The sequence below is a fragment of the Burkholderia anthina genome (assembly GCF_001547525.1).
Lineage (GTDB): Bacteria > Pseudomonadota > Gammaproteobacteria > Burkholderiales > Burkholderiaceae > Burkholderia > Burkholderia semiarida.
Window position 1 is genome coordinate 2,255,801 of sequence record NZ_CM003768.1, and the last position, 19,602, is coordinate 2,275,402.

Below are 19,602 nucleotides of genomic sequence, written 5' to 3' on the forward strand. Positions count from 1 at the left end.
GCATGCAACCGCGTGACGGCGCTTACACCGCGAGCCGTTCGCAGATCGTCCGCGTCGCGACCGCCGCGTTCAGCGTGTAGAAGTGCAGCCCCGGCACGCCCGCGTCGATCAGGCGCTGGCACAGGCCCGTGACGACGTCCGCGCCGAACGCGCGGATCGACTCGCGATCGTCGCCGAAGCTCTCGAGCCGGCGCGCGACCCAGCGCGGCACTTCGGCGCCGCACATCTCGGAGAAGCGCATCAACTGCGAGAAGTTCGTGATCGGCATGATCCCCGGCACGATCGGCACGTCCACGCCCAGCTTGCGCGCGTCGTCGACGAAGCGGAAATACGCATCCGCGTTGAAGAAGTACTGCGTGATCGCGGAATTCGCGCCGGCCTTCACCTTGCGCGCGAAATTCTCGAGATCGGCCTTCGGCGAGCGCGATTGCGGGTGGTACTCCGGGTAGCCTGCGACCTCGATGTGGAACCAGTCGCCGTGCTCGGCGCGGATGAAGCTGACGAGCTCCGACGCATAGCGCAGCTCGCCGACCGCGCCCATCCCCGACGGCAGGTCGCCGCGCAGTGCGACGATGTGCCGGATGCCGTGCGAGCGGTACTGGTCGAGGATCGCGCGCAGGCTGTCGCGCGACGAGCCGATGCACGACAGGTGCGGCGCGGCCTCGAGGCCGTCCTTCTGCATGTCGAGCACGGTATCGAGCGTGCCCTGCTGCGTCGAGCCGCCGGCGCCGAACGTCACGGAGACGAATTTCGGCTTCAGCGGCAGCAGCTGCGCGCGCGTGGCGCGCAGCTTTTCGACGCCGTCCGCCGTCTTCGGCGGGAAGAATTCAAACGAGAGTTCGATCGGTTTCATGATTCGATGGGGTTGGGCCTGCGCCCGCCGGCCCTCAGCCGATGTCGCGCTGGCCGAAGATCAGGGCGGACAGCAGCCACGACACGATGCTGTACAGGATCGAACCGAAGAACGCGGACCAGAACCCCGACACCTCGAAGCCCTTCAGCAGCGACGACGCGAACCAGAAGCACAGCGCGTTCACGACGAGGATGAACACCCCGAGCGTGACGATCGTGACGGGCAGCGTCAGCAGGATCAGCACCGGCCGGATCACCGTGTTGATCAGCCCGAGCACGACCGCGACGATCAACGCGGTGCCGAAGCTCTTGATGTGGATCGACGGCACGAGGTACGTGATGATCAGCAGCGCGAGCGCGTTGATGACCCAGGTGAGGATGACGCTCATGGAGGGCTCCGGTTCGGTTGTCGATCGGTACGATCGGTGAGCGCCGCCGCGCCGCGCGGCCCGCGACGGGCATGCACGGCGCGGCGGCGGCGGCGCATCAGTAGCGGTAGTGGTTCGGCTTGAACGGGCCGTCCTTCTGCACGCCGATGTACGCGGCCTGCTCGTCCGACAGCACCGACAGGTTCGCGCCGATGCGCGCGAGGTGCAGGCGCGCGACCTTTTCGTCGAGATGCTTCGGCAGCACGTACACCTTGTTCTCGTACTGGTCGCCGCGCGTGAAGAGTTCGATCTGCGCGAGCGTCTGGTTCGCGAACGAATTCGACATCACGAACGACGGGTGGCCGGTCGCGCAGCCGAGGTTCACGAGGCGGCCTTCGGCCAGCAGGATGATGCGCTTGCCGTCCGGGAAGATGATGTGGTCGACCTGCGGCTTGATGTTTTCCCACTGGTACTGGCGCGTCGACGCGACGTCGATTTCCGAGTCGAAGTGACCGATGTTGCAGACGATCGCGTTGTGACGCATCGCCTTCATGTGATCGTGATTGATCACGTGGTAGTTGCCGGTGGCCGTCACGAAGATGTCGGCCTTGTCCGCCGCGTATTCCATCGTCACGACGCGGTAGCCTTCCATCGCCGCCTGCAGCGCGCAGATCGGATCGATTTCGGTGACCCACACGGTCGCGCCCAGGCCGCGCAGCGATTGCGCGCAACCCTTGCCCACGTCGCCGTAGCCGGCAACGACCGCGACCTTGCCCGCGATCATCACGTCGGTCGCGCGCTTGATGCCGTCGACGAGCGACTCGCGGCAGCCGTACAGGTTGTCGAACTTCGACTTCGTGACCGAATCGTTCACGTTGAACGCCGGGAACGGCAGGCGGCCGTCCTTTTCCATCTGGTACAGACGGTGCACGCCGGTCGTGGTTTCTTCCGTCACGCCCTTGATGTGCGCGAGGCGCTTCGAGTACCAGTTCGCGTCGACGTCGAGGTGCGCGGCGATCGACTTGTACAGCGCGACTTCTTCCTCGTTGGTCGGCTTCGCGATCACCGAACGGTCCTTCTCGGCCTTCGAGCCGAGGATCAGCAGCAGCGTGGCGTCGCCGCCGTCGTCCAGGATCATGTTCGCGAATTCGCCGTTCGGCCATTCGAAGATGCGGTGCGAGAACTCCCAGTATTCGTCGAGCGACTCGCCCTTGAACGCGAACACCGGCGTGCCGGCTTCGACGATCGCGGCGGCCGCGTGGTCCTGCGTCGAGAAGATGTTGCACGACGCCCAGCGCACGTCCGCGCCGAGCGCCTTCAGCGTCTCGATCAGCACGCCCGTCTGGATCGTCATGTGCAGCGAACCGGCAATGCGCGCGCCCTTCAGCGGCTGCTGCGCCTTGTATTCGTCGCGGATCTGCACGAGGCCCGGCATTTCGGTCTCGGCGATGTTGAGTTCCTTGCGGCCCCAGCCGGCCAGCGCCATGTCGGCGACGACGTAATCGTGGGAAGCCTTGGAATCGATAATGGCGTTCATCACGCCCTCCTTTCTAAAAAGTTTCTAGATTGGTGACGTGAGCGCCGTTCAGGAAGCGGGGCCGGCGCGAAAAAATCGCCGCACGGCTGCTTGGTGAAGCCTTCCGAGCCTGGCGGACGCAGGATGGTCCGTCGCAACGCTCCTCGGAAAACGGAGGGGATTGTAGCAAATCGGCGCGCGAAATGCGCAAGCACCGCATACGGCGCGAGCGCGCGGCGCCGGCGCGCCGCCGCCGTCGGCAGAGGGTCAGGACTCCGCGCCCACCCACGCCTGCTCGCGCAGCCGCGCGCGCAGACGCGCGACGGCCTGGCTGTGCAACTGGCACACGCGCGATTCGCTCACCTCGAGCACCGCGCCGATCTCGCGCAGATTCAGACCCCGTTCGTAGTACAGCGACATCAGCAGCTTCTCGCGCTCCGGCAGCCGCTCGATCGCCTCGACGAGCGCCTCGCGCAGGTGTTCGTCGAGCAGCGCCGACAGCGGATCGGCGTGATCGACGCGATAGCGGTCGAGGAACGGCTCGTCGTCGGCCGCGCGATCGAAATCCTCGTAGTAGATGAGCTGGCTGCCGTGCAGGTCCTGCAGCATCCCCTGGTATTCGTCGAGCGGCATGTTCAGGTGCTGCGCGATCTCGGTCTCGCTCGCCGAGCGGCCGAGGTGCTGCTCGACCTGGTGCACCGCGTGCTCGACCTCGCGCGAGGTCTTGCGCAGGCTGCGCGGCAGCCAGTCGTTGCTGCGCAGCTCGTCGAGCATCGCGCCGCGGATGCGCTGCGTCGCGTAGGTCTCGAACTGCGCGCCCTGGTCTTCCTTGTAGCGGCCCGCCGCGTCCATCAGGCCGATCATGCCGGCCTGGATCAGGTCGTCGAGATCGACGCTCGCCGGCATTTTCGCGACGAGCTGCAATCCGAGGCGACGCACGAGCGGCGCGTATTGCGCGAGCACGTCGGCCTGGGACATCTTTCCTTGAGCGTTGTACATCATGGCTCCCTCCTCCGGGTGGCGCTCACGCGGCGTGTGCCGCGCCCGCCTCGTACGACGGCTTGCCGCCGGCGTGGACCGCGCGGCCCGCACCCGAACGCGGGCGCATCGGCCAGTACAACAGGTCGGCGGCAATCTGCCGGTAGTCGCGCGCGGCGGACGACGACGGAAACGCGTCGACCACCGCATGCATCAATTCGCGGGCGTGCTCGACGAGCGGATCGGTGCTCACGCAGCCCGCGTCGGCGATCGACACGGTCAGGTAGCGGTTCGCGACGCCCGCGAGGTTGTCGAACGCCGCCTTCGCGTCCGCATGGCTGCCGACCTGGTTGGTCAGCACGCGGAACTGCGCGAACGCGTGCGCGAAATGCAGCCGCTTCATGCACGCATACGCCTCGGTGATCGCCTGCGCGGCGACCCGCGTGACGACCAGCACGTCGTGCGCTTCGCGCGCGAGCGCCGAGAACGCCCCGTCGGCGCCGAGCTGCGCGTCGACGAGGACGATGTCGGCCGGGCCGTCGATGAAGTCGCTCAGTTGCGCGTCGCTGTAGCCGGCACGCGCGAGCCGCGCCGCCGCGCACAGGCTGAAACCGGCCGCGACCCGCGTGCGCGCGCCGTCGCGCAGCCACGCGCCGGCGAGCGTCGCGCTGGCCGAGCGCACGTCGGCGCGCTCGTCGACGACGAGCACGTCCTTGCCGAGCGACGCGAGCGCCGCCGCGAGATTCACGACGGTCGACGTGCAGCCGACGCCCGCCGGCCCGCCCGTCACCGCGACGATGCGCGACGCGCGCCCGGCCAGCAGGCGGCGCAGCCCTTCGGCCTGATCGATGATCGGTTTATCCAAATCGCACCTCGTGCAGCTCGGCGGTGGAACGCGCGGTCAGTGCGGAGAGCAGCGTCGGCATGTCGTCGTCCTGCGGCACGAAGGGCGAGCCGTCGCGCGGCACGCAGAACGCGCTCTTCAGCAGGAATCGGGTCGACGCGACGTACAGGTTCTCCGGCACCTTTTGGCCGGTCGACACGTAGTGGACCGGCAGCTTGTAGCGGATCACCGTGTCGAGCACGCCGCCGAGGTGGGTCGCCTCGTCGAGCTTGGTCAGGATGCAGCCGGCCAGGTCGGGGTGCTCGCCCGCGCTGCGGTACGCCTGCACGACTTCGTTGAGCGTGTCGCCGTGGCTCGTCGCGTTCAGCAGCAGCAGGCGCTGCACCGGTGCGTTCGCGCCGTGCAGCATCGCGATCTGGTCGGACACCGCGCGGTCGCGCTGGCTCATGCCGATCGTGTCGATCAGCACGATGTGCTTGTTGCGCAGCTCGGACAGCGCGAGCGCGAGATCGCCCGCGTCCTTCACCGCGTGCACCGGCACGCCGAGGATCTTGCCGAAGATGCGCAGTTGTTCGTGGCCGCCGATCCGGTAGCTGTCGGTGGTCAGCAGCGCGACCTTGCTCGCGCCGAAGCGCATCACGCAGCGCGCGGCCAGCTTCGCGGTGGTGGTCGTCTTGCCGACGCCCGTCGGCCCCATCAGCGCGAACACGCCGCCGCGCTCCATCAGCGCGTCCTCGCTGTCGAGCACCGGCAGGTTCGACGCGAGCACCGACTGCGCCCATTCGGCGGCCTGCTCGAAGGTCTGCGCGCCGTCGCCGGCCGGCAGGTTGTCGACCAGCATCCGCACGAGCTGCGCGGAGAAACCGGCCGCGAACAGGTGCTTCGTCAGCGCGCCGTGAACGGCGCTGCGACGCTGGCGGTCGTGCCACATCAGGCTGTCGAACTGCTCCTCCATCATCCCGCGCAGCTCGCCGAGCTCCTGCATCACGGTGTCGTTGACGATCCGCTCGATGCGCGACTTCACCGCGTCGGCCACCGCGGCGGCCGCGTCGGAGGGCAGGCGCGTGCGTTCCGCCGCCCTCGCCGCGTACGCGGCGCCCGTGTCGGGTGTGCGCTTCGTGGCGGCAGGCGATCCTGCGGCCGGCGACCCGGCGGCAGGCGATCCTGCGTTCGGCATCCGGCGTTCGGCCTCGCGCACGATGTCGCGAGCCCAGTCGGGCGGCGTCGCGCTGGCCGCGGGCTGCGGCGCGCTTGCCGGCGGCTCGACCGGCGCCTGCGCACGGGCGATCAGCGCGTCGCGCTGCTGCGTCAGGCGCTTCGCGTGCTCGACCAGCCACGGTGCGGGTTCGGAAGTGGCGGCCGGCGATCCGGCGGCCGGCGCTCCGGCGGCCGGCGCGGCGATCGACGGCGCGGCGGCCGGCGCGTCCGCATCGCTCGACGAAGCATGCATGTCAGCCTCTTGCGCGTCGGCGCTCGCGCCGAACACGGACGAGAACACGTCAGGCAGTCCTCCTTCGCCCGCCGCATACGGATTGACGGCCGGGCGCGGGGCGATGCCCGGGCGCGACACGATGCCCGGCACGGCGGCGGCCGGCACGGATTCCGGCAGGCGCGGCGAAGCGAAGCGCGGCCGCGCGGCCGGCGGCGCCACCGCGGCGAGATCCGAATCGGCGAGTGCGACGATTTCGACGCTGCCGTCATCGAGCGTGCGGTTCGACAGCACGACCGCGTCGGCGCCGAGCGCCTCGCGCACGAGACGAAGTGCGTCGCGGCTCGTTGCGCCGGTGAATTTGCGAATGTTCAAGCGGAACCCCCGATGACGTTAACGACTTTGATCGTGCGTGTGTCCGGCACTTCGGCGTACGACAGCACTTTCAATTGCGGCAGGCTGCGGCGCAGGAAACGCGCGAGCATCGCGCGCAGCGCGTGCTGCACCAGCAGCACCGGCGGCAGCCCGAGATTCTGTTGACGCAGCAACGCTTGCTGCGTGCCGGTCAGAAGGTTGTGCGCGAGGCCGGGCTCGAGGCCCGGGTTCGCGCCGGTGGCGAGCGCCTGCGACAGCACGCGCTCCAGATTCGCGTCGAGGCCCATCACCTGCATTTCGCCGTTGCCCGGATACCACTGCTGCGTGATCGCGCGGCCGAGCGAGAGGCGCACCGCGGCCGTGATCTCGAACGCGTCGCCGCGGCCCGCATGCTCGGACACGGCCTCGAGGATCGTGCGCATGTCGCGGATCGGCACGCCTTCCTCGAGCAGGTTCTGCAGCACCTTCTGCAGCGTGGTGAGCGAGATCGTCTTCGGCACGAGGTCCTCGACGAGCGACGGCGCGTCCTTGCCGGTGCGCTCGACGAGCGCCTGCACTTCCTGGCGGCCGAGCAACTCGGCCGCATGCTGGACGACCAGATGATTCAGGTGGGTCGCGACGACCGTGCTCGCATCGACCACCGTGTAGCCGTACACCTGCGCCTGCTCGCGCATCGCGACGTCGATCCACACGGCCGGCAGCCCGAACGCCGGATCCTGCGTGACGGCGCCCGGCAGCGCGGCCGTCACCTGGCCCGGGTTGATCGCGAGCCACTGGCCCGGGAACACTTCGCCGAAGCCGATCTCGACGCCCTTCAGCGCGATCCGGTATGCGTTCGGCCGCAGTTCGAGGTTGTCGCGGATATGGATCACCGGCGGCAGGAAGCCGATTTCCTGCGCGAATTTCTTGCGGATGCTCTTGATGCGCTTGAGCAGCTCGCCGTCGCTGTTCTTGTCGACGAGCGGAATCAGCCGGTAGCCGACTTCGAGGCCGAGCGGGTCGATCAGCTGCACGTCGTCCCAGGTCGCTTCGTGGCTGTCGGCCGGCAGCACGGCGGGCGGCGCGATGTCGGTCACGTCGCCGGCCGCCTTGCGGGCCGCCGCGCGCCGGGTCTGCGTGCGCGCGAGCCAGATCGCGCCGGCGCCGAGCGCGAGGAACGCGAAGTGCGGCATCCCGGGGATCAGCCCCATCAGCACGATGATCGCGCCGGTGATGTTCAGCACGCGCGGGTTCGTGAACAGCTGGCCGGTGATCTGCGTGCCGATGTCCTCGTCGGTCGCGACGCGCGACACGATCACGCCGGCCGCGGTCGAGATCACGAGCGACGGGATCTGCGCGACGAGGCCGTCGCCGATCGTCAGCAGCGTGTAGTTGGTGCCGGCCGCGGCGAAGCTCATGTCGTGCTGGACCATCCCGACGATCAGCCCGCCGATCACGTTGATCGCCATGATGATCAGGCCGGCGATCGCGTCGCCGCGCACGAACTTCGACGCGCCGTCCATCGACCCGTAGAACTCGGCTTCCTGCGAGACGGCCAGGCGCCGCTTGCGCGCCTGTTCCTCGTTGATGAGGCCGGCGTTCAGGTCGGCGTCGATCGCCATCTGCTTGCCGGGCATCGCGTCGAGCGTGAAGCGCGCGGACACTTCGGCGATCCGCCCCGCGCCCTTCGTGATCACCATGAAGTTGATGATCATCAGGATCACGAACACGACGATGCCGACCGCGAAGTTGCCGCCGACGAGGAAGTGGCCGAACGCCTCGATCACCTGGCCGGCGGCATCCGGCCCGGTGTGGCCTTCGAGCAGCACGACGCGCGTCGACGCGACGTTCAGCGACAGGCGCAGGAGCGTCGAGAACAGCAGCACGCTCGGGAACGCCGCGAAGTCGAGCGGCTTCATCGTGTACATGCTGACGAGCAGCACCATCACGGACAGCGCGATGTTGAACGTGAACAGCAGATCCAGCAGCACCGGCGGCAGCGGCAGGATCATCATCCCCAGGATCATGCAGATGAGGATCGGGCCCGCGAGCGCGCGCAGGTTGGTGCCCGCGAACGGGTTCGTGCGTTTGGCGAACAGGCCGGTGGTCGGGGTGCTCATGCCGCGTTCCCTTGCTGGCCGAGCGCGTCTTCGGCTTCTTCACGTTCGTCGTCGGCGGCGACCGACGCGCCCTTGTCGAGTTCGGCCGGCACGTCGAGATCGACCGGCACCGCCGGGAACGCGCCGCCTTCCGACCGGAAGCGCTTGAGCTGGTAGACCCACGCGAGCACTTCGGCGACCGCCGAGTACAGCGAGCCGGGGATCTCGCGCTCGAGTTCGACGTTGTGATACAGCGCACGCGCGAGCGGCGGCGCTTCGAGCAGCGGCACGTTGTGTTCGGCCGCGAGTTCGCGGATGCGTGCGGCGACGAGGTTCACGCCCTTCGCGACGACCTTCGGCGCGCGCATCTCGCCATCCGTGTATTGCAGCGCGACCGCGAAGTGCGTCGGGTTCGTGACGACGACGTCGGCCTTCGGCACGGCCGCCATCATCCGGCGGCGGGCGATCGCGCGCTGCTGCTGGCGAATCCGCCCCTTCACGTGCGGGTCGCCCTCGTTCTCGCGATGCTCGCGCTTCACTTCTTCCTTCGTCATGCGCAACTTCTTGTTGTACTGCCAGAGTTGGTAAGGCACGTCGAGCCCGGCGACCACCAGCATCCCGGCGACCGTCGTGCCGCAGCACACGGCGACCAGATGCAGCGCATCGGGCAGCGCGGCGCCGAGCGGCTGGGTCGCGAGGCCGAGCAGTTCGTCCTTGCTGCGCCAGATCGCGACGCCGCCGATCCCGCCGACGACCAGCGTCTTCGCGATCGACATCCCGAGCTGGATCGGCCCCTGGATCGAGAAGATCCGGCCGAGGCCCGCGATCGGGTTCAGGCGGTCGAACTTCAGTTCGAGCGTCTTCTGCGAAATCAGCCAGCCGCCCAGCGCCATCGGCGCGAGCAGCGCGGCGACGCCGGTGAGCGCGAGGAGCGGCAGCAGCGCGGCGAAGCCTTCGAGGCTCGCGCTGCCGGCCGCCGACAGCATCCGGTCGGTGTCGAACGCGGTCGCGCGATCGAACGTGAACGCGCCGCGCAGCATCGCCTGCAGATGCGCGCCCGACGGGCCCGCGAACAGCCATGCGCCGTAGAACCCCGCCGCGAGCAGTGCGAACGAAGCCAGTTCGCGCGAACGCGCGACCTGCCCCTCCTCGCGCGCCTTCTCGCGGCGCCTGGGAGTGGCGGCTTCGGTCTTGTCGAGATCGCTCTCGTCTGCCACGGGGCCTCCAGTCGGGTACGGCGGAATGCCGTTTTTCAGTGACACCGATTATTCATGGAGGCGTCAAACGCCGATCGGTCGAGCAAAGCCGGGAAAGGGGGGTATTTCGGGGAATCGGGCGAGCGGCCGCGAACGCGGCCGGAGCGGGGGCGGAACGACGCGCGGCGCGGCGCGAAAGCAGGCCGGTCGGCGCGTCGGCGAAATGGCGGCCGCAGGCGGGACGGTGACGGTGCGATGCGAAGGGAACGGTGAAACGGCGGGCGGGAAAGCGGGTGAAGCGGGGCAAACGGCCCCCAACGGCGTCGTGCGCGGGGGCCAGCGTCGGTCAGACGGCCGGAATCGGGTCCGCGCCGAAACGGTTCGGGCCTTCGGTGCCGCGCGAGCACATCCACACGAGCAGCAGGATGCTGCCGACGATCGGAATCAGCGCGAGCAGCAGGAACCAGCCCGAGCGGCCCGTATCGTGCAGGCGGCGCACGCTGACCGCGATGCCCGGAACGATCAGCGCGAGCGACACCAGGGAGATCGCGCCGAGCAACAGCAGCGTGATCAGCCCGCCGTCGCGGCCGGCCGCGCCGATGATCTGGCCGACGATCGACAGCACGCAGCTCAGCAGCGCGAAATACCAGTATTCGGCGCGGCGCGCACGGCCTTCGAACGTGGCGTATTTATTCAGTACGGCACGAATGGCTTCGGAAAAATTCATCTTATTACCCTCCTGTTTTATATTGGCACCCCGGAAACAACGCCGAAATTATAGGGTTGAATTTCAGTGCGCTCCATCTCTTTTCGCATGCGGCGCAATACGCGCACAGGGGCGTATCGCACGCCCATATGACACGGAAATGGCTGCAATGGCGCATTCGGCTTGGTCGCGGCTTGCACGCCGCGTCATTTTAATAATCGTGAAGATCTGACGGAAACGACGGCCCGGATAATCCGGCATTCGATTACAGCCGAATGAAACGGCCGCCCCGATAATCGACTCGAGTATCCGGCATGCGATTAACCGGGCAGCCGGCAATACGCAGGCGCGGCGGTCGCGTCACCCTTCGCCATTGTCGATACCGGCCGCATCGCCTGGCCCGACGGCAATACGGCACGGGCGGCCACCGGCCTCAAAGGCGTGAAAGGCGTGAAAGGCGCGAAGAGCCTGAACGGCCAGACCGAGCGAAGCGGCCTGGCCGACCGCCCCTAACCGGCCGCCGCCCGCTGCAGCGCGCCGAGATCGAGCTTCTTCATCGTCATCACCTGCGCCATCACGCGCTCGGCGCGGGCCGGGTCGCCCGTCATCAGCTCGGCCATCTGCACGGGCACGACCTGCCACGACACGCCGAAGCGGTCGCGCAGCCAGCCGCATTGCTGAGCGCGCGCGTCGCCGCCTTCGGACAGGCGCGCCCAGTAATGGTCGATCTCGTCCTGGTCGCGGCAGTTGACGACGAACGACACGGCCGGCGTCATCTGGAACACGGGACCGCCGTTCAGCGCGACGAACGCCTGCCCGTCGAGTTCGAACGCGACCGTCATCACCGTGCCCTCGGCCTGTCCGGACGCATGCGCGCCGGCCTTGCCGTAGCGCGCAACGTGCACGATGCGCGCGTTGTCGAACACCGATACGTAGAAATGGGCCGCCGCCTCGGCGTCGCGATCGAACCACAGGAACGGCGTGATGCGTTGTATGCGCGGGGTCATGGCGCTGTCTCCTCGATGTCGTGCCGGCACCGGTGCCGGTCTTACATCGTAGGCGCTGCGCGCGCACACGGCGGCGATTCGATCCGTAGTGCGCGCGCGGCCGGCTGTCGGATAAAAAAAGGGGGCGATCGCCCGCCCCCTTTTTGCTGCTGCCCGCGGCCGTGCCGCGTCAGAACGCGACGAACGGCTGCGCGCCGCCGCTCGCGGTCTTGTCCATCCCGAAGTAGATCGTCTTGCCGTAGAAGTGCGGCATGCCGATGTCGAGCCAGCTGGACGACGAGCCGAACGGCCCCGCGATGTCGTTGAACGCGAACGTCGACGAATTGGAGAACAGCGAATCCGCGTTCGCGACCGGCATCGACACGGTGCCCGATGCGCCGTTCTGGCCGCTCAGCGTCGCCGAATAGGTGGTCGTGGACGACGGGCAGTAGAACTCCGTATTCCTCGAACAGACCGTCTGCGCCGAATCGTTGAAGAAATACGCGTTCGAGCCCGTATCGAAGAACGCGGTCACGTTGCGCCCCTGGAACGTCGCGCTGACGTCGCCGGTCGTGGTCGACGTCATCACCGTCTTGCCGCTCAGGTTCGGCAGGCCGAACGTCAGCGTGCCGGTCGCGCTCGCCTGCCCGTTGTCCGAGATGGTCGGCATCTGCACGCTCACGCCGTCGTTGTTCGCGAAACGATGCACGGGGTTCGCGACCTGCTGCGCGAGCGGCACGAGCGCGACCGTGCAGCTCGCGTTGTCGCCGTTCGGGCACGCGTAGTAGTTGTTGCTCGTCGACGTCGACGTCGCGCACGTCGTGCCGCAGTCGTACGGCGCCGGCCCGATGCCGAGGATCCCGTTCGCGCCGAGCGCGCCCGTCGAGTTGGCCGACGCGCCGCCGTTCGTGCACGAGCTCGGCACGTTCGCCGTGCCGAGGTCGCCGATGATCTGCACCGGCAGCGACGCCGCCTGCTCGGAGCCGATCGACAGGTCGACCGTGCGCACCGACCCCCACGTGTAGCTCGACACGAACTTGCCGCATTCGGCGACCGGCGCGCCGCCGCTCGTCACATGCGGCAGGCTGCCGAGCACGCCCGACACCGCGCTGCCGACGAGCCGCAGCCCGTAGGACGCGGTATCGACGAGCACGTTGTTGACGATCTGGCAGTTCGACGTGCCCGGCACGCAGACCTTCACGCTGACGGTCGGGATGTTGATCACGTTCGCGGCGCCGGCGCCGACCGTGATGACGGCCGTGTTGCCGCTGTTGCCGTCGGAGCCGTTGTTGCCGGTATTGCCGTTGTTGCCGGTATTGCCGTTGTTGCCCGCACTGCCGCCGCCGCCATCGCCGCCGCCGCATGCCGTCACGAGCACGGCCGTCGCGGCCAGGAGGCCCAGCACGCCGAGCCAGCGCTTGAATGTACGAGGAATGCTCAAGATCGCTCTCCCGCTGTCACTGGATATCGGTGCCGGCCACGCCGGCAGGCAGCGCCGACGGCAGCCATGCCTGGCCGGAGAAGGCGCCCATGTGGCCGCCCGTCCGGATCACGAGGCCGCTCGTCTCGACGGCCACCGGCGCGCGCCAGCCGCGCGCCCGGTGCGCCGCCTGGACGCCGGCCGTGTACTGCGGGAAATAGCTGCCGAGCAGCGACGCGAGATCCGGCATCGTCGGCCCGCGCCAGGCGAGGCCGAACACGCTGCCTGCGGCCGACGTGTATTCGTGGATGACGGTGCCCGACCCGAGCGTGATCTCGCGCACGGTATAGGCGGCCGCGCTCGTCTGCACGCCGTCCGCCGAGCGCATTGCGCGCTGCAGCGCGCGCACGGTGGCGGCCTGATCGTCCGCCGGCGGCGACATCGGCGCGCCGCCCAGTTCCGCGTGTGCGTGGACCGCCCACAGCACACCCATTGCAGCCGTCGCGTGCGCGACGGTCCAGCCCAAGCGTTTCAGCTTCACGTTCCCCCCCAAGGGACTGGCTGCGTTGCCGACGGCGCCGCCATCGGCCCGCGCCGCCTGTCCACTGATGAATCGTACGAATGACCCTGCGTTGCTGCTGACGCGTAGTATGCCTGCGGAGTGTGTCCAAGTGTCAATTCGACACAGGATCACGCCGCGCCGCGCAGCGGTGGCGGGCTCGGGGAAACGACGCAGGAAACGGGGAATGCGCGCATCGGCGACCCCGCGGAACGGGGCGCCCGGCAAAGGGGCGCCCGGCAAAGGGGCGCCCGGCAAAGGGGCGCCCGGCGAAGGGGCGCGCGGCTGCGCCGCGGCAGGTCAGAAACCGAGGCTCGCGAGCAGGTCGTCGACCTGCCCCTGGTCCTGAACCACGTCGGATTTGCCTTCCGGCGCGATCTGCGGGCCGTTCAGCAGCGACTCGGGGCTGCCGGTCGCGCTGATCTGTTCGGCCGCGAGCGCGGCGGCGGTGGCCGCGAACTGCTCGCGCCGCTCGGGCGCGATGTTCTCGACGAGCACGGTGAGGAGCTGTTGCTCGATCAGGTAGACCATGTCCATGATCTTCTTGATCACCTGCCCGGTCAGATCCTGGAAATCCTGCGCGAGCATGATCTCGAGCAGTTGCGCGCGGGTCGCCGCCGTCGATTCGGGCAGCGTGCGCAGGAACGCGCGCGTATCGTCCATCAGCTCGCGCACTTCCGCGTGCTCGATGGGCGCCGCGTACCACTGCGCCCAGCGTGCGTCAAGCGCTTCGGCCTCGTTCTGGACGCGCTCCTGCATCGGCTTCGCGATCTCGATCGCATTCAGCACGCGCACCGCGGCCTGCTCGGTCATCGTCGCGACGTAGCGCAGCCGGTCGCGCGCATCGGGCACGGCTTCGGCCGCGCGCTCGACATGCTTGTCGAGCCCGAGCTCGCGCATCGAATCGCGCAGCGTGCGCGTGACGTGGCCGATGCGCGCGAGGATCCGGTCGCTCGCGTAATCGGCGCCTTCGGCATGGCCGTCGGCGTTGACCGCTGCGCCGGCGAGCGCCGCATGGATCGGCTCGTTCACGTTCAGCTCCCGGTCTTGGCCATCTTGTCGATGATCTTGTTCAGCTTCTCGTCGAGCGTCGCGGCCGTGAACGGTTTCACGACGTAGCCGCTCGCGCCGGCCTGGGCGGCCGCGATGATGTTCTCCTTCTTCGACTCGGCCGTGACCATCAGCACCGGCAGATGCGTGAGCGTCGCGTCCGCGCGGATTTCCTTCAGCATCGCGAGGCCGTCGAGGTTCGGCATGTTCCAGTCGGAGATCACGAAGTCGAAGCCGCCGCCGCGCAGCCGCGCGAGGCCGGCCGCGCCGTCTTCCGCCTCGTCGACGTTCGTGTAGCCCAGTTCCTTGAGCAGGTTGCGGACGATCCGGCGCATCGTCGGGAAATCGTCCACCACCAGGATTTTCATGCTCTTGTCCATCGTCGTTCCTTTCCAGATTCGTTTCCGTCGAGGCGTGTAGCGTGGCACGCGCCCCGTGACATTCCATTCACACGCGCTGCACGCGGTCGCCCATCGTCGCCAGGCGCGCCATCACGCGGCGGCTCATGTCGGCGAGCGGCGCGACCTCGTCCGCGCCGCCGAGCGCGATCGCCTCGCGCGGCATCCCGAACACGATGCAGCTCGCTTCGTCCTGCGCGAACGTGTAAGCGCCCGCGCGTTTCATTTCCAGCAGGCCGGCCGCGCCGTCGCGGCCCATCCCGGTGAGGATCACGCCGATCGCGTTCTTGCCCGCGTGCGTCGCCGCCGAGCGGAACAGCACGTCGACCGACGGGCGGTGCCGGTTCACCGGCGGCTCGTCCGACAGTTGCGCAATATAGTTCGCGCCGCTTCTCGCGAGCAACAGGTGTGCGTGCCCCGGCGCGATGTACGCATGGCCGGGCAGCACGCGTTCGCCGTGCTCGGCTTCCTTCACCGCGATCCGGCACAGCCCGTTCAGCCGCTGCGCGAACGACTTCGTGAAGCCCGGCGGCATGTGCTGCGCGATCAGCACGGCCGGCGCATCCGGCGGCAGCGGCGTCAGCACTTCGCGGATCGCCTCGGTGCCGCCCGTCGACGCGCCGATGATGATCAGCTTCTCGGTACTGACGAGCGGGTTGTTGATCATCGGCGCGGCCGCGGCGCTGTCCGCCGCGCGCGCGGCGGCCTGCGGCTGCGGCGCCTGGCGCACGCGCGCGCGCGACGCTGCGCGGATCTTGTCGGCGAGCTTTTCCGCGTAGTCGAGCATCCCGTCGCGAATCCCGACGCGCGGCTTCGTGACGAAATCCACCGCGCCGAGTTCGAGCGCGCGCAGCGTGATTTCCGAGCCGCGCTCGGTCAGCGACGACACCATCACGACCGGCATCGGCCGCAGGCGCATCAGCTTCTCGAGGAAGTCGAGCCCGTCCATGCGCGGCATTTCGACGTCGAGCGTGAGCACGTCGGGGTTGTGCTGCTTGATGAGCTCGCGCGCGACGAGCGGATCGGGCGCGGTCGCGCACACCGTCATGTCGGGCTGGCTGTTGATGATCTCGGTCATCAGGCTGCGGATCAACGCCGAATCGTCGACGCACAATACTTTGATCTTCTGCACTGCGGTCATGCCTCCTGCTTTCTTGATAGGTTTGCCGCCCGTCCGCCGCCGGCTGCGGCCGCGCTGCTGCCGGCCGGCGCGGCGCCGCGCCCGCCGAACAGCTCGATGCGCGGGCGCGCCGGCTGCGGCGCGGCAGGCCGCTTCGCGGCAAACAGCTCGACGTGCGCGCGGCGGGCGCGCTCGGCCTCGCGCGCGAGCGCGGCTTCGCGCTCGGTCACGCCCGGCACCTGCAGCCGCAGCTTCTTCACCATCGCGCGCCCGCTGTGCGGCATGAACGCGACCTTGCGCGGATGCACGCCCTGCAAGTCTTCCGCGGTGATGCGGATGCGCTCGAGCGCGAGGTAGCGGCGCACGAAATCGGCGTTGCGATCGCCGATGTTGATCGTCGTCATCCCGGCCAGCACGGCCGCGCCGCCGAACACCTTCGCCTCGAAGCGCTCGCGGCGCCCGCCGGCCTTGATCAGCTCGTTGATCAGCACTTCCATCGCATACGCGCCGTAGCGCATCGATTCCGACGCGGCCGCGCCCGGATCGGCGCCGTCGTCCGGCAGCATGAAGTGGTTCATCCCGCCGATGCCCGCGTACGGGTCGTGCAGGCACGCGGCGACGCACGAGCCGAGCACGGTCATCAGCACCATGTCATCGGCCGTCGTGTAGAACTCGTTCGGCAACAGCTTCACGCCGGGGCGCTCGAAGTGGTTGTCGAAGTAGCGATTGGTCGCGATCGGCAGTGCGCTCATCCGCGCTCTCCCAGGGCCGGCGCGCCGCTCGCGGCCCGTGCGCGCACGGGCGACGGCAGCTCGGCCGCCGCGCTCGCCGGCGCACCGCGCGCGCGCGCGCCCTGCGCGGCGTCGCGCGTGAGTTCGTACACCGTCTGCCCGCGCAGCCGGAACGCCTGCGTCACGTACGTGAAGTTCTCCGAATGGCCGGCGAACAGCAGGCCGCCCGGCTTCACGAGCGGCTCGAAGCGCGACAGCACCTGCCCCTGCGTCGGCTTGTCGAAATAGATCATCACGTTGCGGCAGAAGATCGCGTCGAACGGCTTCGCGATCCCGTAGTCCGCATCGGTCAGGTTCAGTTGCTCGAAGCGGATCATCGCGCGCAGCTCGGGGCGCACCTTCACGCGGCCGGCCTGCGCGCCCGTGCCCTTCAGGAAGAAGCGCTTGAGCCGCTCCGGCGACAGGTGCTTGACCTGGTCGTACGTGTAGATGCCGGCTTCGGCCTTCGCGAGCACCTGCGTGTCGAGATCGGTCGCGAGGATCGACGCGCCGCGCGCGGCCGTTTCGCCGAGCGCCTCGATCAGCGTGATCGCGATCGAGTACGGCTCCTCGCCGGTCGACGCCGCCGAGCACCAGACCGAGACCGGCGCCGGCCGCCCTTTCACGAATTCCGACAGGATCGGGAAATGGTGCGCCTCGCGGAAAAACGCGGTCAGGTTGGTCGTCAGCGCATTGGTGAATGCTTCCCACTCGAGCGGATCGTCTTCCTGTTCGAGCAGGTCGAGGTAGTCGCGGAACGTGTCGAGGCCGCGCGCCCGCAGCCGGCGCGCGAGACGGCTGTAGGCCATGTCGCGCTTGTGCTCGGACAGCGAGATGCCCGCGCGTTGGTGGATCAGCGCGCGAATGCGTGCGAAATCCGCGCCGGTGAACGCGAAGTCGCGCCCCGGCTCGCCCGCGCGAGGCGAGGCATCCGGTGCATCGGGTCGAAACGGCGCGCGCGCGTGCTGCATGGCTTAGAAGGTCTCCCAGTCGTCGTCGGACGCGCCGGCGGCCGCCAGCGCGGGCTTCTCGCCGCTCAGCGCCGGGCGCACGAGCGCGGGCTTCGCGGCCGGCTTGTCCGCCGGGGCGGCCGTCTTCGCCAGACGCGGGCCATAGCCGCCCGCCGCGGCGGCGCCACCCCGGGCAGCCGGTGCGTCCTTCTGCGTGCGCGGCGCGGCGTCGGCCGCGCGCTTCGCTTCGTGCTCGGCGCCCGACGCAGCCGTGCGCGACGCCGGCGCGGCGCGCCGTGCCGCCGGCTGGGCCGCACCGTGCGGCGCCGGCAGCGCGGCGACCGGCGCGTCGTGGCGCGACGCCGACGGCAGCGCCGCCGGTTCGTGCGCGGCCGACCGCGCGACGCTGCGCGCCGGCGCGAGCGCGATGCCGCCCGCGACGCGCCAGCCCGACACGATCGCCTTCATCTGGCGCGTCTGCTCCTCGAGCGACGCGGCCGCGGCGGCCGCCTGCTCGACGAGCGCCGCGTTCTGCTGCGTGACCGCATCCATCTGGCCGACCGCGCGGTTGACCTGCTCGATGCCGGTCGACTGCTCGTCGGACGCGGCGCTGATCTCGCCCATGATGTCGGTCACGCGGCGCACCGCCTGCACGATCTCGTCCATCGTCGAGCCGGCGCGCGCGACGAGCGCCGACCCGCTGTCGACCTTCTCGGCCGAATCGCCGATCAACTGCTTGATTTCCTTCGCGGCGCTCGCGCTGCGCTGCGCGAGCGAGCGCACCTCGCCCGCGACCACCGCGAAGCCGCGGCCCTGCTCGCCGGCCCGCGCGGCCTCGACGGCCGCGTTCAGCGCGAGGATGTTGGTCTGGAACGCGATGCCTTCGATCGTGCCGATGATGTCGACGACCTTGCCCGAGCTCGCCGCGATGTCCTGCATCGTCGACACGACCTGGCCGACCACCTCGCCGCCCTGCGTCGCGATGTCCGACGCGTTTACCGCGAGCTGGCTCGCCTGCCGCGCGTTCTCCGCGTTCTGCCGCACGGTGCCCGTCAGCTGCTCCATGCTCGACGCGGTTTCCTGCAGCGACGCGGCCTGCTCCTCGGTGCGCTGCGACAGGTCGATGTTGCCGGTCGCGATCTCGCGCGCGCCGACGTCGATCGATTCGGTGCCGCGATGCACGGCCTGCACCATCGTCGTCACCGCGTCCTGCATCCGCTTGATGCCGCCGAACAGGCGGCCGATCTCGTTCGTGCTCGATACGTTCACCGGCTGCGTGAGGTCGCCCTCGGCGATGCGCTCGAAGTGCGCGATCGCATCCTCGATCGGCTGGACGATCAGCCCGCGCAGCACGAAGCGGATCGCGATCACGACGACGAACGCGATCGCGATGCCGGCCGCGATCAGCGCGACCATCATCGAGATCTGCGACTGCGTCGCGGCCTGACGTTCTTGCGCGCGCTTCTGCAGCGCCGCGATCACGGCCGATGCCGTCTGGTCGAACGCGACGAACATCGGGCTGATCTTCGTGTCCGCCACCGCGTGGTACGCGGCCATGTCGCCCGCGCGCGCCGCGGCAAATTCGGGCTCCACGCCTTCCTTCACGATCGTCGTGTAGCGTGCGGCGAGCTCGTCGAGAAGCGCCTGCTCGACACCGAGCTTCGGCGTCGACTGGAACGCCTGCCAGTTCTGGTTCGACTTCGCGAACAGCTCCTGCGCGCGGTCGAGCACCTTCGCCGCGTCGGCCGCGTTGCCGGCTTCGGTCAGCGTACGGAAGCGATCGAGCGCCACGCGCGAGCGCAGCAGTTGCGCGGCCGTGTCGTCGAGCGTGTGGATCGCCGGCAGGTCGACGTGCGCGATCTCGTCGAGCGAACGGCTCGCCTGATTGAGCGCGTAGAGGCCGAGCCCGCCGACCGCGGCGGCCAGGCACACGAGGATGAGTCCGACCGCCGTGAGCGTCGTGCGGATCGACCAGTTATGCAACATTGCAGATTCTCCCGAAATTGC

General features: G+C 69.0%; 18 protein-coding genes and 1 riboswitch. All 18 genes read right to left on the reverse strand.

Annotated features, from left to right (window positions below; genetic code table 11):
- Positions 1-22 precede the first annotated feature (22 nt).
- Positions 23-853, reverse strand: coding sequence for a methylenetetrahydrofolate reductase [NAD(P)H] (metF, locus tag WS64_RS10360; RefSeq protein ID WP_059578135.1), 831 nt, complete (start codon positions 851-853; stop codon positions 23-25).
- 34 nt (positions 854-887) lie between these two features.
- Positions 888-1,241 carry a phage holin family protein gene (locus tag WS64_RS10365; protein ID WP_011882923.1) on the reverse strand — a complete coding sequence of 118 codons (354 nt, stop codon included), beginning with the start codon at positions 1,239-1,241 and terminating at the stop codon, positions 888-890.
- 97 nt (positions 1,242-1,338) lie between these two features.
- Positions 1,339-2,757, reverse strand: coding sequence for an adenosylhomocysteinase (ahcY, locus tag WS64_RS10370; protein ID WP_059503304.1), 1,419 nt, complete (start codon positions 2,755-2,757; stop codon positions 1,339-1,341).
- Between the two features lie 32 nt (positions 2,758-2,789).
- A riboswitch (S-adenosyl-L-homocysteine riboswitch) is annotated at positions 2,790-2,908 on the reverse strand.
- Between the two features lie 95 nt (positions 2,909-3,003).
- Complete coding sequence (locus tag WS64_RS10375) at positions 3,004-3,738, reverse strand: RNA polymerase sigma factor FliA (protein ID WP_006484033.1); 735 nt, start codon at positions 3,736-3,738, stop codon at positions 3,004-3,006.
- A gap of 22 nt (positions 3,739-3,760) precedes the next feature.
- Entirely contained in the window at positions 3,761-4,579 is an 819-nt protein-coding gene (locus WS64_RS10380; RefSeq protein WP_060966398.1) for a nucleotide-binding protein, read from the reverse strand.
- On the reverse strand, positions 4,572-6,362 hold the full coding sequence (gene flhF, locus WS64_RS10385; RefSeq protein WP_060966399.1) for a flagellar biosynthesis protein FlhF: 1,791 nt from the start codon (positions 6,360-6,362) through the stop codon (positions 4,572-4,574). Before flhF ends, WS64_RS10380 begins: the two co-directional genes overlap by 8 nt.
- On the reverse strand, positions 6,359-8,461 hold the full coding sequence (gene flhA / locus WS64_RS10390) for a flagellar biosynthesis protein FlhA (RefSeq protein WP_059578127.1): 2,103 nt from the start codon (positions 8,459-8,461) through the stop codon (positions 6,359-6,361). Before flhA ends, flhF begins: the two co-directional genes overlap by 4 nt.
- Complete coding sequence (gene flhB, locus WS64_RS10395; protein ID WP_060966400.1) at positions 8,458-9,657, reverse strand: flagellar biosynthesis protein FlhB; 1,200 nt, start codon at positions 9,655-9,657, stop codon at positions 8,458-8,460. The genes flhA and flhB overlap by 4 nt, the downstream gene beginning before the upstream one ends.
- A gap of 325 nt (positions 9,658-9,982) precedes the next feature.
- Entirely contained in the window at positions 9,983-10,363 is a 381-nt protein-coding gene (locus tag WS64_RS10400; protein ID WP_059578122.1) for a DUF805 domain-containing protein, read from the reverse strand.
- Positions 10,364-10,851: 488 nt separating this feature from the next.
- A complete protein-coding gene (locus WS64_RS10405; protein ID WP_060966401.1) occupies positions 10,852-11,349 on the reverse strand; it encodes a VOC family protein in 498 nt (165 codons plus the stop codon).
- Positions 11,350-11,518: 169 nt separating this feature from the next.
- Complete coding sequence (locus tag WS64_RS10410; protein WP_060966402.1) at positions 11,519-12,769, reverse strand: DUF3443 family protein; 1,251 nt, start codon at positions 12,767-12,769, stop codon at positions 11,519-11,521.
- Positions 12,770-12,785: 16 nt separating this feature from the next.
- Positions 12,786-13,289 (reverse strand): DUF2844 domain-containing protein, encoded by a 504-nt coding sequence (locus WS64_RS10415; RefSeq protein WP_059578113.1) that lies wholly within the window; start codon positions 13,287-13,289, stop codon positions 12,786-12,788.
- A 318-nt stretch (positions 13,290-13,607) separates the two neighbouring features.
- Positions 13,608-14,339 carry a protein phosphatase CheZ gene (gene cheZ / locus WS64_RS10420; RefSeq protein ID WP_059578110.1) on the reverse strand — a complete coding sequence of 244 codons (732 nt, stop codon included), beginning with the start codon at positions 14,337-14,339 and terminating at the stop codon, positions 13,608-13,610.
- Between the two features lie 2 nt (positions 14,340-14,341).
- Positions 14,342-14,737, reverse strand: coding sequence for a chemotaxis response regulator CheY (gene cheY / locus WS64_RS10425; RefSeq protein WP_026045350.1), 396 nt, complete (start codon positions 14,735-14,737; stop codon positions 14,342-14,344).
- A gap of 67 nt (positions 14,738-14,804) precedes the next feature.
- On the reverse strand, positions 14,805-15,896 hold the full coding sequence (locus WS64_RS10430; protein ID WP_060966403.1) for a protein-glutamate methylesterase/protein-glutamine glutaminase: 1,092 nt from the start codon (positions 15,894-15,896) through the stop codon (positions 14,805-14,807).
- Positions 15,893-16,627 carry a chemoreceptor glutamine deamidase CheD gene (gene cheD, locus WS64_RS10435; protein WP_060966404.1) on the reverse strand — a complete coding sequence of 245 codons (735 nt, stop codon included), beginning with the start codon at positions 16,625-16,627 and terminating at the stop codon, positions 15,893-15,895. The genes WS64_RS10430 and cheD overlap by 4 nt, the downstream gene beginning before the upstream one ends.
- A complete protein-coding gene (locus WS64_RS10440) occupies positions 16,624-17,616 on the reverse strand; it encodes a CheR family methyltransferase (RefSeq protein ID WP_059638385.1) in 993 nt (330 codons plus the stop codon). Before WS64_RS10440 ends, cheD begins: the two co-directional genes overlap by 4 nt.
- A 3-nt stretch (positions 17,617-17,619) precedes the next feature.
- Entirely contained in the window at positions 17,620-19,581 is a 1,962-nt protein-coding gene (locus tag WS64_RS10445; protein ID WP_060966405.1) for a methyl-accepting chemotaxis protein, read from the reverse strand.
- Between the last annotated feature and the right edge of the window lie 21 nt (positions 19,582-19,602).